Genomic DNA, 18,163 nt, shown 5'->3' with positions numbered 1-18,163 from the left:
TTAAAATCAATTTCCTTTGGATACCTCGTAGGTTTGCTTTGAGGTAGTAAACTAAAAAATAATCAATAGTAAAAACGAACAAATGAAAGCTATATATACAATCGCCCTTGCCATATCACTTTTAGTAGTAAGCTGTGATAAAAAAGAAACAACAAACAATAACAACAAACCAACAGTAGCTGTAAAAGTTGCTAAAGTAACGGCTAATGATAACAATCCGTTTATAACAGCAAGCGGAAAAGTAGCAGCTACCAACAGTGCTGAATTAAGTACTCGTATGATGGGTTATGTAACCAACATACATGTAAAAGTTGGTGATAAGGTAAATAAAGGTCAATTATTAGTATCAATCAATAACAGCGATTTACAAGCTAAAAAAGCACAAGTAGAAGCTAATGTAATTAAAGCACAAGCAGGATTTTCAAGCGCTGAAAAAGATTACAATCGCTTTAAAAACTTATTTGAACAAAATAGCGCTTCTCAAAAAGAGTTTGATGATATCACTGTTCATTACAATGTTGCCAAAGCGAATTTAGAAGCTGCTAAACAGCTAAGAAACGAAATCAATTCTCAGTTTGCTTACACGAATATCAGAGCCCCATTTTCAGGAGTGGTAACTAACAAATTTATCGATAAAGGTGCAATGGCGAATCCTGGAATGCCTTTAATTTCTGTAGAAGGTAAAGGCGGATTTGAAGTAACTGCGTTAGTACCTGAAAGTGAAATTTCTCAAATTAAAAAAGATGCAAGGGTCAATGTTACTGTTAAATCAATCAACAAAACAGTTACAGGTAACGTATCAGAAGTAAGTACCTCAGCAAAAAATACGGGTGGACAATACTTAGTTAAAATCAACTTAGATAAAACGGGTTTCAACTTGTTATCAGGAATGTTTGCAACAGTTCAGTTTCCTGTTGAAAGAACACAAAAAAGTACTGACATGGTTTTAATTCCGTCAGAAGCTTTGGTACACAAAGGACAACTATCAGGAATTTATACGGTAAGTCAAAGTAATACTGCTGTGTTACGTTGGTTACGCTTAGGAAGAACCTTTGAAAATCAAGTAGAAGTATTATCAGGTTTATCAGCCGATGAAAGCTATATCGTTTCTTCTGAAGGTAAACTTTACAACGGAGCAAACATTACAATTCAATAAAATCAATTTGAAAATGAACCAATCACCCCATTTTCAAATCAACAAATTTTCAAATTATATAAAATGAAAGAAGGTTTAGCAGGAAAAATAGCCAAAGGGTTTATAGGCTCTAAACTTACCATATTATTAATGGTAGTGTTTATGGTAATTGGTGTGTACAGCTCTTTTTTAATTCCGAGAGAAGAAGAACCACAGATTGATGTGCCTATGGCTGACATCTTTGTAGGATATCCAGGTGCGAGCCCTACAGAAGTAGAATCGAGAGTTATCAAACCCTTAGAAAAAATACTTTCGAACATCAAAGGAATAGAGTACGTATACTCTACTTCGATGAAAGAACAAGGAATGGTCATTGTTCAGTTTTATGTGGGCGAAGACATTGAACGTTCGTTCGTAAAACTATACAATGAGATTAACAAGCATATGGATCAAATGCCGAAAGGGGTTACCATGCCTTTGGTAAAAACACGCGCGATTGATGATGTACCTATGTTAGGGTTGACATTATGGAGTGAAAACTACGACGATTATCAATTAAAACAAATAGCACAAGAACTTACCAATGAAATTGAAAAGGTAAATGATGTAGCGATCACTCAAAAAATTGGAGGTAGAAATCGTGAGGTTCGTGTGGTAGTAGACAAAGATAAATTAGCTGCAAGTGGATTAGACTTTCTATCGGTTACTGAAATGTTAAAAGCCAGCAATCAGCAGCTAAGTGCAGGAAGTTATGATAAAAACGACACAGAATTTTTAGTGACTACAGGAAAGTTTTTACAGTCTGCTGAAGATGTAAAAAACTTAGTGGTTGGCGTACAACAAAATCAACCGATTTATTTAAAACAAGTTGCGAATGTACTAGACGGACCAGAAATCCCTAAAAACTATGTAAGTTTTGGTTATGGACAAGCAAGTAGTAATGCTTCAACGTATCAGTCAGAATACCCAGCAGTAACCATTTCGGTAGCAAAACGAAAAGGAGCGGATGCTATGAAAATTGCCGATGTTATTTTAGCGAAGGTTGATCATTTACGTACCAACTTAATTCCTAATGATGTACATGTTGAAATTACCCGTAACTATGGTGAAACAGCATCACAAAAAGTATCAGAATTATTATTACACTTAATTGGTGCAATTATCGCAGTAACCTTGGTAGTAATGTTAGCCATGGGTTGGCGTGGTGGACTAGTGGTATTCTTATCGGTTCCAATCACTTTTGCACTTACCTTATTAAGTTACTATATGTTAGATTATACCTTAAACAGAATTACCTTGTTCGCCTTGGTATTCGTAACGGGTATTGTGGTAGATGATTCCATTATTATTGCCGAAAATATGCATAGGCATTTTAAAATGAAGCGACTACCGTTTAAACAAGCTGCCTTGTACGCTATTAACGAAGTTGGAAATCCAACCATATTGGCAACCTTTACTGTAATTGCTTCGGTATTACCAATGGCATTTGTTTCTGGATTAATGGGGCCTTATATGAGTCCGATGCCTATTGGAGCTTCTATCGCTATGATTTTATCATTATTTGTTGCATTAACGATTACTCCCTATTTAGGATACATCTTCTTACGTGAAAAAGACAAGCACGATACTGAAGAAACCTTTGAAGGAGACGAAACCAAAGCAATGCAAAGCACGCTTATTTACAAGTTATATGAGCGTTTCGAGCGTCCGCTTATTGAAAATAAAACCAAACGTTGGGCATTCTTAGGAATCACTATTGCTCTACTGCTAGGTTCTATGTCGTTATTCTTTACCAAATCAGTCGCCGTAAAAATGTTGCCTTTTGATAACAAGAACGAATTCCAAGTAGTGATTGATATGCCTGAAGGCACCACGTTAGAGCGTACCGATGCCGTAACCAAAGAAATTGCACAATACCTAGCTACACGATCAGAAGTGGTAAACTACCAAAGTTATGTAGGTACCTCTGCTCCAATTACCTTTAACGGATTGGTTCGTCATTACGATTTACGTGGCGGTAGCAATATGGCGGATATTCAAGTAAACTTAGTTGATAAGAAAGATAGAAATATGCAAAGTCATGGTATTGCAAAATCGATGCGTACTGACATTCAAAACATCGCTAAAAAGTTCAAAGCAAATGTAAAATTAGTGGAAGTTCCACCAGGACCACCTGTATTATCAACTATTGTTGCAGAAGTGTACGGTCCAGATTATGAAAAGCAAATTGAAATTGCCAACGAAGTTCAAAATATCTTGCACAATACAACCGATGTAGTAGATATCGATTGGATGGTAGAAGACAATCAAACTGAATATGAGTTTGTAATTGACAAAGAAAAAGCAATGTTATATGGCGTAGCTCCTCAACAAATTGCTTACACTTTAAACATGGCACTATCTAACAGAGCGGTTTCAACTTTATATGATGAAGATGCTTCTAATCAAGTAGGAATTGTATTTGCTCTGGATGAAAAAGAAAAATCTTCTGTGCAAGACATTGCTCAATTGCAAATTAAATCGAAACACGGCAACCTAGTTTCTATAAGTGATTTAGTTTCTGTGGAAGAAAAAAACAGTGCAAAAAGTATTTACAGAAAGAATCAAAAACGTGTAGTATATGTTATGGCTGATATGGCTGGTGAGCTAGAAAGTCCTGCCTATGCTATTTTAGGAATGGAAGAAAAGTTGAAAGAAATTCCACTTCCGAAGGGATATGAATTAAACGAATTATACATTAAACAACCCGATTTTGAAGATGATTATACCGTAAAATGGGATGGTGAATGGCAAATTACCTTAGAAGTGTTTAGAGATTTAGGTATTGCCTTTTTAGGAGTTATCATCATTATTTATATGTTAATTGTAGGATGGTTTCAAAACTTTAAAGCTCCAATTGTAATGATGGTTGCCATTCCCTTATCAATGGTAGGAATTATTTTAGGACACTGGATGATGGGTGCTTACTTTACTGCAACTTCATTTATTGGAATGATTGCCCTCGCAGGAATTATGGTACGAAACTCCGTCTTACTTATTGACTTTGTCAACTTACGTTTGGCAGAAGGAGTTCCGCTAAAGCAAGCTGTGATTGAAGCTGGTGCAGTACGTACCACTCCTATCCTATTAACAGCAGGTACGGTAGTTATTGGCGCATTTGTAATCTTATTCGACCCTATTTTTCAAGGGTTAGCTATCTCTTTAATGGGAGGAACCATTACAGCTACAGTACTTACCTTGTTGGTAGTGCCTTTGGTATATTATTTAATTGAACGTAAAAATTATAAATAACATGAAAAATAGAATTGTACGTGGTATTGCTGGAACTTTTATACTTAGTAGTTTAATCCTAGCAATTAAAGTAAATAGTAATTGGTTATGGTTCACTGCGTTTGTAGGAGCCAACTTATTACAATCATCATTAACCAAATGGTGTTTACTAGATGATATTTTAACCAAGGTTTTTAAAGTAAAAGATTAATTTATTCTATAGAATAATTCAACATAAGTTGATTTTCTTATACAATTTTGGGAATTGTTGCTGTAAATCTGCTGGAGCTTCAAAAAAATGCTCCATAATTACAGCAACACATTTCTATTTATAGTTTAGTAACAAACCTTCTTCCTACTATTTAATTCTTTCTCATAAACCCATTTTTTCTTTCGTAAAATACTGATAATTATATAACGTACTATCCCTATATTTGTTTTTATGGATGAAATTAGAGCAATCCTTATTGATGATGAACAAAGTGCTAGAAATGTTTTATCTAACTTACTAGAGAGAGCATCTATCAATATTACTGTTCTCGATTCTTGTAATAACTTAGAGTCTGGTGTTCAAAAAATAAAAGAACTACAACCCAATGTGGTGTTTTTAGATGTACAGATGCCTAATTATGCGGGCTATGAAATCGCAAGGTTTTTTGATGTTATATCATTTGAAATTATCTTTGTTACTGCATATGATCACTATGCTATTAAAGCTTTTGAGTTAAATGCTATTGATTATTTAGTAAAACCTATTGACAGAAATAAACTAGATATAGCTCTTAAAAAACTAGAACATAAACTACATCAAGAAGCTTCGCTAGTTGACTATCAAGCACTTCTTGAAACTATAAAAGATAAAAACTATAAAAAAATTGTTATCCCTGAATTAGGGAATAGACATATTCTTAATTTAACAGACATTGTTGCTATTGAAGCTGACGGAGCTTATAGTAAAATACACGTTGTGAATAAAACAACTATTATCGCTAGTAAAAATTTAAAATTTTTCGAAAACACACTGTCTGAAGAGCCTTCTTTCTTCCGTTCTCATAGAGCGTGGATTGTTAATTTAACTTACATTGAGTTTTTAAACAAAACAACTTTAAACCTCACTCTAGATAATGGAGCTATTACTGCTAAAATTTCTAGATCAAGAATAAGTAGCTTTGAAAGTAGTATTTAGTCATAAACCATCATTTCTTTTAATAAAGTATTTTCTTTTATTACTTATTCTTTGTACTTCAATAGCAACAAAAGCACAAGATCCTGTATTTATACAATTATCTGAAAAAAATAAACTTCCCGATAATGAATTCTATAACATTCATGAAGATCGTAAAGGTTTTATATGGCTATGTGCAAACAAAGGATTGTATAGATACGATGGTAAAACCTTTAAAAACTATAGTAATCCTTTACAACGAGGAGCTTCTGTATTTAATACTCAAGAAGATAACTTAGGACGAATTTGGTGCAATAATATTTCTGGTCAGTTTTTCTATATCCAAAACGATGAGCTACATTTATTTAAAGACTTAAGTGATTATTTAAATGGTGAACTGGGTGATTTTGTAATACAAAATGATTTTTTATGGGTTTTTACTGTAAAAACGATCTACAAAATAGATTTAAAAACTAAACAAATAATACAACAACACACTACTAAAAAAGGTTTTGGAACTCCGTTTTCTTTTAACAATACGATTTATTCAGGAGCCATCGATTCTATTATTTCAATAAACAAAGACAACAGTATAACTTCACTAATAGAAACCAATCTTCCTTATAAAGGAAAAAAAGGTAACGCTATAAGTTTGGGAAAGTCTATTATCTTTAAAACGAGCTCAACTTACATATACTCCCAAATAAGAAACAAAAAAAACAGCTTTTATAAATTAAACTTCTCTCAAAAAAAATTAGAATCTGTAAAAGGGCTAAAATCTCTTGAAAAAATAAAGCTCTATACTATTTTTGAGCATAACGATGAAACTTGGATAGCAACAAATCAAGGAGTATGGGTTTTTGCTTTCAAAAACGCTGCTTTTCAACTAAAAAAAAGATTTTTAACAGACAAACACATTACCAAAATCATTAGAGATAAAGACAATAATTATTGGCTTACTAGTTTAAATAATGGTGTTTATATTATTCCAAATATTCATATAGAAACCTGTAATATTCCTCTAAAAGAGGAAAATATAAAAACATTAGACAAAATAAACGATAGTACCTTGGTTATGGGGAGTAACCGTGGAAATGTTATTTTTTATAATACCAACTCCCATACTTCTAAAACTATTAATTTACCTGTTAACGAAGGAAAATTATCTAAACTAAAATACAACCCTAATCAGCAAAAAATTTACCTTAGTAAGGGGTTTAGAAGTTATATTTTAGATTATAAAAATTTAACCCTTGAAAAAACTAGATTTTTTGATGCTGCAAAAAGTTTTTCATTCTTAGCTCACAACGATTTACTATATACCAACCATAACAAAGTTGTTTTATTAAAAAATGCTAATTACAACGGTAAAGAAAAATTTATTTCAACAAATAAAAGAACTTACGATTCTTTTTATGACGAAATAAAACACCAAGTTTATGTTGCCTTTGTTGACGAATTAGCTGTATATGATGGCCTTTGGAACAAACAAATAATTATAAACAATAAAAAACCCATCTATAGTAAATCGATAACCCAAACCGCTAATGGTATTATTTGGGTTGCCACATTTAAAAATGGCCTTTTGGGAATTAAAAATGGCAAAGTAATTCGACATTATACCACACGAAATGGCTTAACCTCAAATATTATTGAAAAAATTAAAGCTGACCAAAATAACCTATGGATTGTAGGTGTAAACAGTATTCAAAAACTCGATATCCTCACCCACAAATTCAAAACACTTACCAAGCGAGACGGTATTAAATCATACAATATTTCTGGTATTGAAATAATTGGTAACAAAATCTATTTCTCATCTGACAAAGGGTTATTTTCCGTTGATAAAAACAATGCTTTTAAAACATTACATCCTAAAGTATATTTTAGTGCTGTAGAAATTAATGAAAAAGACACCCTAATTACTTCAAATTATACCTTAAGGTATAATCAAAACGCAATAAGAATAAATTTTAATGTTAATGGTTTTTTGTTTAACCAAAAAGGAACGTATAAATATCGTTTAAAAGGATATAACGATGCTTGGTTAACTACAGCTATTGGTGAAAACTCAATAAAATACAATAGTTTACCCGCGGGTGAATACACCTTTCAAGTACACCCATTTTTAAATAGTACAAGTACTAACTATGAAATAAAAGAGCTACACTTTTTTATTAAAAAACCATTTTGGAGAACCTTGTGGTTTATCTTATTTATTGTTTCTATTATTTTAGGAGCTACTATTTTATACTTTAAACAAGCAATGCTAAAAAAGGAAAAAGAGCGCATTGCCCAACTTGAAAAAATATCTTTAGAAAAAGAACTGATCGCTATTAATTTAACTGCTTTGCGTTCACAAATGAATCCGCATTTTATTTTTAATGCGTTAAACTCTATTCAAGATTTAGTTTTACAACAAGACACTGATGCTTCCTACGACTGTATTGTATTATTTGCTAAACTTATACGAAGCACCTTAAACTATACAAATCAAGATTTTATTCCTATAGAAAAAGAGTTAGAATTTTTAAATGTATATCTCCAACTAGAAAAACTTCGTTTTGGTGATGACTTTAACTACACCATTACCTACGATTCTCATGAAGAATTAGAAGTTCCTTCTTTATTAATTCAACCTTTTATTGAAAATGCTTTAGTACATGGTTTACTACATAAAGAAGGAGAAAAAAAACTAGACATCACCTTCAATCTATCAGAAAATACCTTACAATGTATTATTACTGATAACGGTATTGGAAGAAAGAAAAGTAAAGAAATTAATCTCCGCCAAGGAAATCGTCATGAATCTTTTGCGTTGAACTCCATAAAAAAACGTTTAGAAATTTTTCAAAAACAATATGTTACTAAAATAGGTTTTGTTATTGAAGATATTTATAAAAACAACAATCCTAATGGCACAAGAGTAATTGTAACCATGCCTTTTAAGTATCTATTCTAAATTAACATCGCTTTTTACCTGCTTGTAAAAAACTATTCATAAACTCTTTTTGCTGTTCACAAAACATTTTCTTACAAAATAATCCTTTACAACTACTATTGCATATCTAATACTAAAAAATAGTAAAAATGAAAAGTTTAAAAGAAAGATTATTTATTTTAATGATTGGACTACAATTAATATCATGTGGAAATAATGATGACAATGTAGTTGATACTCCTAAAAACAAAAGTATCACAAAAGCCTATTTCACAAAAACGTTTGCTAACTTCAAAGACACCTATTTCATTTATGATTTAGGAGATGTAATTAATAATTTTTGGGTTCCAGAAGTTTCGGTTGAAGGATATAATAGTGATTACAATTATGAAATAAAAATTAAAGGAGATGTATTAAAACAAGAATATACATTACCTCTTGAGTTTTCAAAAGTTGATGATGCTAATGCAAATATTAGTATCTTAAATTTTATAAAAGAACATTTTAAAGCTAAAACAGACATTTACAAAGCTTTTATTGTAGAAAAAGAAAGTAACACAGAATTAGAAATAAGCATACCTCCTACTTCACCTAACGGACCTTATATTATGGTTGATGGAGATGAAGATGATTTTTTATATCACTTCTTTTTCCTAAGCAATAGAACTTCAACCTCAACAGTATTAACCGAATTAGGTTTAAGTACCCGTCAGCAATTCGATTTTCACTTTGGATCATCTGCAGCTTCTGCTATTGCTAACAACTTAACCATAAGTATGGAAATATATGATTTAAGTTTAAATAAATTAGGAGAAGTTGCTACTACTCGTTTCTTATCAGGAAACACCTGGGCATACTCTTTTATTACTTCAAATTTTTCAACCTATATTCCAAGTACAGGGAATTACTTTTTAAGATTAAAAGGTTTTACAACAGGTGAATTAAGATACAGTCCTTATCAGAAAATCAATATAATAAAATAATAGATGAAAAAAAAATTCTTACTAAGTGTATTAACTTTGTTAACAATAACAATACAAGCACAACAAACTCTTTTTGAAGCACTAGAAAACAATGGAGATGGAGCTACCTACCAAGGTTTTGGTGGTTTAGTAGCTAAAGGCGATGGTACTTATAATTTTAATACAGACTATCTGCCTGTTAAAATTGAATTAGAGCGCACCCCATCGGGCATTCCTGTTGGTTTTGAAGCTAGATTTATTAGTGAAAACAAACGAGCTTTTCGTGAAACCGAACTAAGTGATTATGGTACCATAGACAATTATGTGTATCCTATGAGTATAAAACACGGTTATACAAAAAAAGGTTATATGGTAATTGATGATTTACTATTTGAATTAAGAAAAATATACGACGGAAGTGCCCCTAGTATGGAAAATGTAACTTCGGTTTATGTGCTTGTAAAAGACAGAAAAGCTACAGCTAAAACTCCTAAAAAGAAAAAGGGAGGGTTCCTTTCTAGAATGAAAGCTAAAATTAAATCAGCCAGAAACTCATCAGTACCTTCTTCACCTACTTACAAATATCTTACATCTTTAAACCTCGATAAAAAGTTTAACGACTATGTAGTTGCTATGAAAAAAAAGCAAGCAATACCTTTAACAGCAAAAGACAAAGCTAAAATAGGCGCTATTAAAAAAGCAAAAAAAATGGATGCTGATGAAATAAAACGTTACAATGACTCTATCAGAGCCACTCCTGAATACAAAAAATTGAAAGAGCATCAAGCTCGTATGAAAGCTATGGATGAGGGAAATGCTTTAACAACCGTAACTTTTATAAACCGAACTGGTAAAGATATTTATGTTTTTAAAGCGGGTAGTAAAAACTCAACCACTATAAGAGCCAATAGCTCTTCTAAATTTAATTGTTCTTACAGTTATTCTTATAAATTTAATCCAAATAGTGGTGGTTCGGGTTTACAATTGTACAATGCTAATTCTGGCTGCGAAAGGTCAGTAATCGTAAAATAACATGAAATTTTTCAACTATATTCTCGTATTTATATTCCCTATTACAGTCTATACTCAAAATGAAGTACCTACTAAAAATATTAATGGTCTTTATCATTTACTTGAAGGAGAAAGAACTGTTGGAAATAAGCAAACCAAAACTAAGTTTTTTCAATATAGCTTATTAGGTACTACAAAAACAGTAGCCGTAGCTGCTTGTAAAAAATGTATCCCTGCAATTTACAAATATCAAGAAGCAGAAAGTAAAGAGCTGAACAGGCCAGTTTTTTATAATAATATTGGTCTTTTTTTAATTTCATATGATAAAGAAAGTTTTGTTATGGTAATGGCAGCCAATAAGCAAGATGCAGATTGGACTAACTTTGCATACAGTAATTTTTATAGTAAAAATTACACAAAAGTAAAAGCAATGTCTCAAAAAAAAATTAAAGAATTTATTGTACGAATATCAAATTAGTAATCGTCTTTCATAAAACATGCCCCCTAAAAATCAATTGATTTTTAGGGGGTTCATGGTTTATCTTGAATTTACATTTTCAATTTACAAACTCAATTTACTCTTCGTAAACTGTTTTTTTAAAATATCTACATATAAAAGTACTCTTGTACTATTAATTAAAAAAAGATCAAAATGAAATTATTTAAAAAAGGGATATTACTAAGCTTTATTGCTATTCAGCTTATTTCTTGTAGTAAAGACGATGAACCACAAAATACACCTCCTGTAATTAAAGCACAAAGCTTCGCCGTAGCTGAAGATAAATCAGCTAACACCAAAATAGGTATTATTGCTGCTACCGATGTTAATAAAGACGACTTAACATTTAAAATTACTAAAAATGACAACAACTTATTTGCTGTTAATGTTTCTGGAGAACTAAGCATTGCTGCTAACAAAAGTTTAGACTATGAAACCCAAACCAAACACGAAATTACGGTTGAAGTAAGTGATGGTAAAGACAAAGCTTCTGCCACTATGACCATCAATGTCACCGATGTAGTTGAAAATGAAGCCCCAAAAATTAACGATCAAAGTTTTGAGGTTTCAGAAGATGCGACTACAGGGGCTACCTTAGCAACTGTAATTGCCTCAGACCCTAATAATGACACAATCACTTTTACTCTTGATGACAATAGTCTTTTTACATTCACCTCTACAAATGAAGGAAAGCTACAGTTGGCTACGGGAAAGTCTCTTGATTTTGAATCTAAGAACAAACATGAACTAAAGATAACTGTTAGTGATGGAGTTTATACCAGTACAGCAACAATCACTATAAATATTACAGATGTAAATGAGGCTCCAGCTATTACCGACAGCTCCTTTGTTAATGACGTGGCAGAAAATATAAATGATGATGATATTATTGCTGAAATAGTTGCTGTTGATCCTGAAAATGATGTTATTAATTACAGTATTACCTCAGACCCTGATCAACTTTTTGAAATTGACAATCAGGGAAAAATCACATTAAAAACAGGTAAATCATTAGATTACGAAACAAATACTTCTCATACCATTACCGTAAGAGTTACAGATGATAAAGCCTTATTTACCGAAGAAACATTTACAATAAAAGTAACCGATGTAGATGAAAACGGAAGCAGTGCCACTGTAAGTACTTTCTCAGGATCTACCAGTGGTAGCTCTGGCGATAGGGACGGTATTAATGCCCTTTTTAATTCACCAGGAGGTATTGCAGAACATGGAGGGTTGTATTATGTGGCAGATGAAATGAACCATAGGATTAGAAGAATAAACAGAAATACGCTAGAAGTAACAACCTTTGCTGGTTCTACCCAAGGCTTTGCAGACGGCAATGGTTCGGCTGCTATGTTCAATGCCCCCAGAGATATTATTGTTGATAGCCATGGAACGGTTTATGTAGCGGACACAGGGAACAATGTCATTAGAAAAATTACCCCAGCAGGAGAGGTAACTACATTTGCAGGATCTGGCAATTTTGGCAATGTGGATGCCACAGGTACGGCTGCCTCTTTTTCCAATCCAAGTGGGCTGTGCTTTTCGGGCAGTGATATCTATGTGGCCGATTCTGGCAACCATACCATTAGAAGAATTACACCAAGCGCGGTCGTCACCACTTATGCAGGCAGCCCTGGCAATGCTGGTTATGTAAATGGCGACCGAATAGCCGAGGCACGATTTAATAATCCTGTAGATATTACAGTAGATACTAGAGGAACATTCTATGTTAGTGATAATGGTAATCATGTAATCCGAACAATTAATGGAGGTGTAACGGTACGTTTACATGCTGGTGATCCAAATAGCTTTGGGTTTCAAGACGGAGCTGTCAATACAGGAAAATTAAATAGCCCCCAGCAAATAACGATAGGTGGTTCTGGCATAACGGATTTGTATATTGCTGACAGAGGCAACCATGCTATCCGAAAAGTGACATCCGTCGTTACCAGCGGTGGTGGCGGGTTTGGAACCTCACGGTTAGAACTGGTTACCGTTGCCGGTGGTAATGGTCGTGGAAATACGGATGGAAGTGGGAATACTGCACAATTAAACTTTCCGTACGGAATTATAAGTGATTCAGATGCTCCCGCTACTTCTGTTATTATAACCAACTGGCATTCGCTGCGTAGGATAGAGGAGTAAAGATATATTTTGTAAAAGTTGTGTTCATTAAAACCGGGGTTATACAACCTTGGTTTTTCTAAAACATCTAAAATAGCGACCAGTTTTTAAAAGGGCTGTTAGAACAAAATTATCAATATAAACCAAATAAGAAAACATGCCCATATACTGATGGGCATGTTATGTGTATTATAGTCTAGTTTTGGCCAGTTCTAAGCATTTTCATAAAAAAGTATTGCCGAGGGTAGTATCCCTCAAAAGCAAAACAATAACTCATTAAGATTAGATATTGAAACAAAAAATGAAACAAATAATAGGAATATTCTTGATTTTAATCACTTTAAGTGCTTGTTCTCAAGAGAAAAAAAAAGTAAGCGAACAAAAAGAAACAATACTAAAAGAACCAAAAGTAGATAAACGTATAGAGTTATTAAGCATTGTTTTTAGGCTTGCAGACAGCCATGAATATAGTCAAAATCTTTTTCCTAAGTATGTTGAAAGCATTCAAAATCATTTTGAGAAATTTAAAAGTCACGATTTAATTAAGTATGTAAAAAGTGAATTACACGAAAAAGGAATTGGTTTTAGTTCAGTTATGAGTATGGCTATACATATAACTGAACCTCAAAATATAAAAGCTATGATAGTGCCTTTTTCAAATAAATCACTAGAAAGACCATGGAGTAAAGAAAGCTCTACACAGTTTTTAAAACTGTTAAATGAATTTTATATTGATGCCGACTGTGAAACTTTTTTTAATAACAATAAAGAACTCTACAAAGCTGCATCAAATAGATTTAAAAAAGTTTATCAAAATTTAGACCTAGAATGGTATCAAAAATTTTATGGAGAAGACCCAAAAGGAGAATTTAAAATTATAAATGCCTTGGGAAATGGAGGAGCGAGCTATGGTCCAAAAATAATTTATCCGAATGGAAATGAGGTGATCTATGCTATAATGGGAACGTGGAGTGTTGATAACTTAGGTATGCCTAAATATGAAGTGAACGATTATTTTCCAACTATTTTACATGAATTCAATCACTCATTTGTAAATCATATTATAGAAAAGCACCGCTCTGAACTACAAGAAAGCGGGACAATCATCTTTGATAAAGTAAAAGATAAAATGAATAAACAAGCATATGGTAATTGGAAAACTATGTATGATGAAGCGTTGGTTAGAGCGACTGTTATTAAATATATGAAGGACCATAATTATGATAAAAAAACAATCGAAAACGAATTGAATGAGCAATTAAATAGCGGTTTTTTATGGACTCATGAGCTGGTCAAAGAACTAGAAAGATATGATAATAATAGAGATAGATATCCAACATTAGAGAGTTTTATGACAGAGTTAATATTTTTTTTCAATAAAACAGCTTCTGAAATAAGCAAACAAAAAATATAAACCCTAAAAATAAAAAACAGTTAAAATTATTCAACAAAGAAATACTTATTACTCTCCATAACGCTACAACTAATTTATTATATCATAATAATTATTATACAATTAAAAATTCAGTAGAAATTAAGGAAAATATTTTAAGAGAACATTTAACTAGTATTGATTCCTTATACTAAATTAATAAACCTACCTACATTCTTATTAACTTCTATAATTAGAATAAATCAAAATAGTAACCTCTATACTATTTATTAAATAAAACAAGATTAAAAAACTCCAAAACAGTAATAGATTCTGAAAAACAACATCTTAAGGTAAAAAACAATTAAAAAGAACAAAACTTAAACTATTATAACTAATAACAATACTATATTAACAAAACAATAATAATAACAATTTGTTTTTTATTTATTTACAAAATAAACTTAATTTTTTTAAAAATATGAAAACAAAATTATTACTACTGTTCTTTCTTGTTACATCAATTGTAATTGCTCAAGAAAAAACAGTATCTGGGGTAGTTTCAGATGAATCCGGGGGGCTTCCAGGGGTAAGTATACTCATTAAGGGTACCACAAAAGGTACAGAAACAGACTTTGATGGTAACTACTCTATCAAGGCTAAAGAAAATGATATCTTAATATTTAGTTTTGTAGGAATGACAACTATTGAAAAAACAGTTGGATCCTCTAACGTGATAAGTTTAACTATGTCTACAAACGAAAATGTTTTAGATGAAGTAGTTGTTACAGCTTTAGGTATAAAAAGAGAAAAAAAATCTTTAGGATACGCTACACAGGAAATCAAAGGAAACGACCTAACTAAGGTAAATTCAGGAAACATAGCTAATTCTATTTCTGGTAAAATATCTGGAGTACAAATTAGACGAAATGGTAATATTGGAGGATCCACCAATGTAATTATAAGAGGAACAACATCTTTAACTGGTAACAACCAAGCTCTTTGGGTAGTTGACGGAGTCCCGTTAAATAATGATAACACAAATACTGCTGATCAAAAAAGCGGAGGTAACACAGGAGGATATGACTTTGGTAATGCTGTGGCTGACATCAATCCTGATGATATTGAAACTATGAATGTATTAAAAGGAGCTGCTGCTTCTGCTTTATATGGTTCAAGAGCTACAAACGGTGTTATTATAATTACCACTAAAAAAGGAGGAAAAAGTAAGGGTTTAGGTATTACAATTAATAGTGGCGTAACAATTGGAGCTGTAGATTTTAAAACCTTACCTAAATATCAAAAAGAATATGGTAGTGGTTGGTGGAATTCTTTTTCAGACCCTTCAAGAAATATCGATTTAGGCAGTGGTTCTCACCCTTATGAGCCTACAGATGATGCTTCATGGGGGCCTGCTTACGACCCTAATTTATTAGTATACAGGTGGAACTCTTTTTTTCCTGAACTTTCTACCTACGGTAAAGCAACACCATGGACGGCTCCTAAAAATGATGCCAATAGCTTTTACACAAAAAGTATTACTTTTAACAATAATATTTCTATTTCTGGTAATAATGAAGTTGGAAGTTTTCGTTTTAGTTATTCTAAATATGATTTAAATCAAGGAATATTACCAAACAGTAGTTACAAAAGAGATAATTTTAACTTATCAGGAAGCTATAAGCTAAGTAATAAAACTACTGTTACTGCATCTGCTAACTACAATAAAACCCATGGTAGAGGTCTTAATGAAACTGGATATGGTGCTGGTGGTAACAATTACCTCAGTAGTGTAAGACAATGGTACTCTTCTAGTGTTGACTTTGCTGATTTAAAAACAGCTTATAAAGAAACACAACTAAACACAACTTGGAGTGTATATGGACCTTACGATTTAAATGTTGCATTTCATGACAATCCTTATTTTCAAAGAAAGAACAATATAGGAAGTATAAGAAGAAACCGCTTTTTCGGTAATTTTAGTTTAACAACTGAAATAAAAGACTGGTTAAGTGTTACCGGAAGAGGTGGTATTGATTCTTATAATCAAACTCAAGAAGAAACAATAGCTGTTGGCTCTAAAAGACAACCTGAACTTAAAGGGCAATACTCTAGATTTGATAAAAACTTTAGGGAGTTCAACTTAGATTTAATTTTTAATGCTCAAGGAAAAATTACCAACAATATAAGTTTCACTGCATTATTAGGAGGAAACGTAAGAAGAACAAAAAGCAATTATACTTACGCTATTACAAAAGGCGGCTTAGTTATACCTAACATCTACGCTATAAACAATTCTGTTCAAAATCCAGACCCTTTATCTGAGTCTATATCATCAATTGGTACTAATAGTATTTATACAAACGCTTCTTTGAGCTTTTATGATACTTATTTTTTAGAAGCTACCTACAGAGTTGATCAGTCTTCTACTTTACCTAAAGAAAATAATGTTTATAATTATCCTTCTCTAACTGCTACATATATCTTTAGCAAACACTTGAAAGCTAACTGGCTTTCATTTGGAAAACTGCGCCTTAATTATGCTGAAACAGGTAACGATGCTCCTTTTGCTGTACTTAACTCTCAGTATATTAAATATTCAAACTTTGGAGATGCTATACAATTTTCCACAGAAAACAGCAGAAAAAACCCAAACTTAAGAAGCGAAAAAACTAAAGGTTATGAAATTGGTCTAGAAACAAAAATGTTTAATAATAAATTGGGGTTAGATTTTTCATTATACAAAACCAACACTACAGATCAAATAATGTCTGTTGGTGTAACGGGAGCTACAGGAAGTACATCTGCATGGGTTAACGCTGGTAATGTCGAAAATAAGGGTATTGAAGTCAGCTTAAATGCTACCCCTATAAAAACAGATAATTTCACATGGGAATCTCAAATTAATTGGTCTACCAACAAAAATAAAGTTATTAGCCTTAATGAAAATGATAGTCGTTTTGAAATTGGAAGATTTCAAGGAGTGTCTCTAGTTGCAGAAGTAGGTAAACCTGTTGGACAAATGGTTAGCTCAGGATTCAAATACATTAACAATCAAAAAGTTATAAAAGAAAACGGCTACTACGATATTGAAAACAGTAAAATCATAGGCGACATAAATCCTGATTGGATTGGTGGTATAAACAATAAGTTCAAATACAAAGATTTTTCTTTTAGTTTTTTAATAGACGTTAAAAAAGGAGGAGATGTATGGTCTTTAGATCAAAAATACGGAGCACAAACTGGTATTTACCAAAGTAGTGTTGGAAATAATCACTTAGGAAACCCTAAAAGAAACTCTGTTACAAACGATGAAAATAGTGGAGGAATTATATTAGATGGAGTGCTTTCAGATGGCACTAGAAATACCAAAATTGTTCCTGTTGATTATGATTTAGGTGCAAATACCCCAGATGAGGGGTATGTATATGATGCTTCTTTTGTTAAATTAAGAGAAGTTTCTTTTAGTTACAATCTTCCTAAGAAATTTTTAAAAAACACTTTTCTCAATAGCCTTTCTTTTACAGCAAGTGGTAGCAACTTATGGATAATACATAAAAATTTACCATATGCAGACCCTGAAGCTGGTGCTTCTTCTGGTAACCTACAAGGTTTCCAAACAGGTGTATTACCTACTACTAAAGAATATAGTTTTAACATAAAAGCTCAATTTTAATA

The 18,163-nt window shown here is 32.1% G+C and carries 12 protein-coding genes; 11 read left to right on the top strand and 1 reads right to left on the bottom strand.

The window, feature by feature from the left end:
• The first annotated feature begins 82 nt into the window (after window positions 1-82).
• From MHM83_RS05420 to MHM83_RS05410, 3 genes are all read left to right on the top strand, one after another.
• Complete coding sequence (locus tag MHM83_RS05420) at window positions 83-1,156, top strand: efflux RND transporter periplasmic adaptor subunit (RefSeq protein ID WP_239178714.1); 1,074 nt, start codon at window positions 83-85, stop codon at window positions 1,154-1,156.
• 63 nt (window positions 1,157-1,219) lie between these two features.
• A complete protein-coding gene (locus MHM83_RS05415; RefSeq protein WP_239178712.1) occupies window positions 1,220-4,426 on the top strand; it encodes an efflux RND transporter permease subunit in 3,207 nt (1,068 codons plus the stop codon).
• Between the two features lies 1 nt (window position 4,427).
• The gene (locus MHM83_RS05410) at window positions 4,428-4,616 is read left to right on the top strand and encodes a YgaP family membrane protein (protein WP_167712384.1); all 189 of its coding nucleotides are present in this window, start codon (window positions 4,428-4,430) and stop codon (window positions 4,614-4,616) included.
• An 18-nt stretch (window positions 4,617-4,634) separates the two neighbouring features.
• On the opposite strand, the gene MHM83_RS16230 is transcribed toward MHM83_RS05410, so the two are convergent.
• Window positions 4,635-4,712 carry a hypothetical protein gene (locus MHM83_RS16230; protein ID WP_156167118.1) on the bottom strand — a complete coding sequence of 26 codons (78 nt, stop codon included), beginning with the start codon at window positions 4,710-4,712 and terminating at the stop codon, window positions 4,635-4,637.
• A gap of 135 nt (window positions 4,713-4,847) precedes the next feature.
• Here MHM83_RS16230 and MHM83_RS05405 point away from each other — a divergent pair, with 135 nt between their 5' ends.
• The 8 genes from MHM83_RS05405 (at window position 4,848) to MHM83_RS05370 (ending at window position 18,161) form a co-directional block, all read left to right on the top strand.
• Entirely contained in the window at window positions 4,848-5,591 is a 744-nt protein-coding gene (locus MHM83_RS05405) for a LytR/AlgR family response regulator transcription factor (protein ID WP_053056758.1), read from the top strand.
• A complete protein-coding gene (locus MHM83_RS05400) occupies window positions 5,575-8,532 on the top strand; it encodes a sensor histidine kinase (protein WP_239178710.1) in 2,958 nt (985 codons plus the stop codon). The genes MHM83_RS05405 and MHM83_RS05400 overlap by 17 nt, the downstream gene beginning before the upstream one ends.
• 128 nt (window positions 8,533-8,660) lie before the next feature.
• Entirely contained in the window at window positions 8,661-9,494 is an 834-nt protein-coding gene (locus tag MHM83_RS05395) for a hypothetical protein (protein WP_239178708.1), read from the top strand.
• Between the two features lie 3 nt (window positions 9,495-9,497).
• Complete coding sequence (locus tag MHM83_RS05390; RefSeq protein ID WP_239178706.1) at window positions 9,498-10,505, top strand: hypothetical protein; 1,008 nt, start codon at window positions 9,498-9,500, stop codon at window positions 10,503-10,505.
• Window position 10,506: 1 nt separating this feature from the next.
• Window positions 10,507-10,962: a hypothetical protein gene (locus MHM83_RS05385; RefSeq protein ID WP_239178704.1), complete on the top strand. Its 456-nt coding sequence runs from the start codon at window positions 10,507-10,509 to the stop codon at window positions 10,960-10,962.
• A gap of 174 nt (window positions 10,963-11,136) precedes the next feature.
• Complete coding sequence (locus tag MHM83_RS05380; RefSeq protein ID WP_239178702.1) at window positions 11,137-13,134, top strand: cadherin domain-containing protein; 1,998 nt, start codon at window positions 11,137-11,139, stop codon at window positions 13,132-13,134.
• A gap of 280 nt (window positions 13,135-13,414) precedes the next feature.
• Entirely contained in the window at window positions 13,415-14,527 is a 1,113-nt protein-coding gene (locus MHM83_RS05375) for a DUF4932 domain-containing protein (protein WP_159494749.1), read from the top strand.
• 439 nt (window positions 14,528-14,966) lie between these two features.
• Complete coding sequence (locus MHM83_RS05370; RefSeq protein ID WP_239178700.1) at window positions 14,967-18,161, top strand: SusC/RagA family TonB-linked outer membrane protein; 3,195 nt, start codon at window positions 14,967-14,969, stop codon at window positions 18,159-18,161.
• The last annotated feature ends 2 nt before the right edge of the window (window positions 18,162-18,163 follow it).

It is taken from the genome of Tenacibaculum sp. Mcav3-52 (assembly GCF_022347665.1).
Taxonomy (GTDB): domain Bacteria; phylum Bacteroidota; class Bacteroidia; order Flavobacteriales; family Flavobacteriaceae; genus Polaribacter; species Polaribacter mesophilus.
The sequence above is the reverse complement of the archived record's forward strand: the minus strand, read 5'-3'. Positions and strand labels throughout refer to the sequence as shown.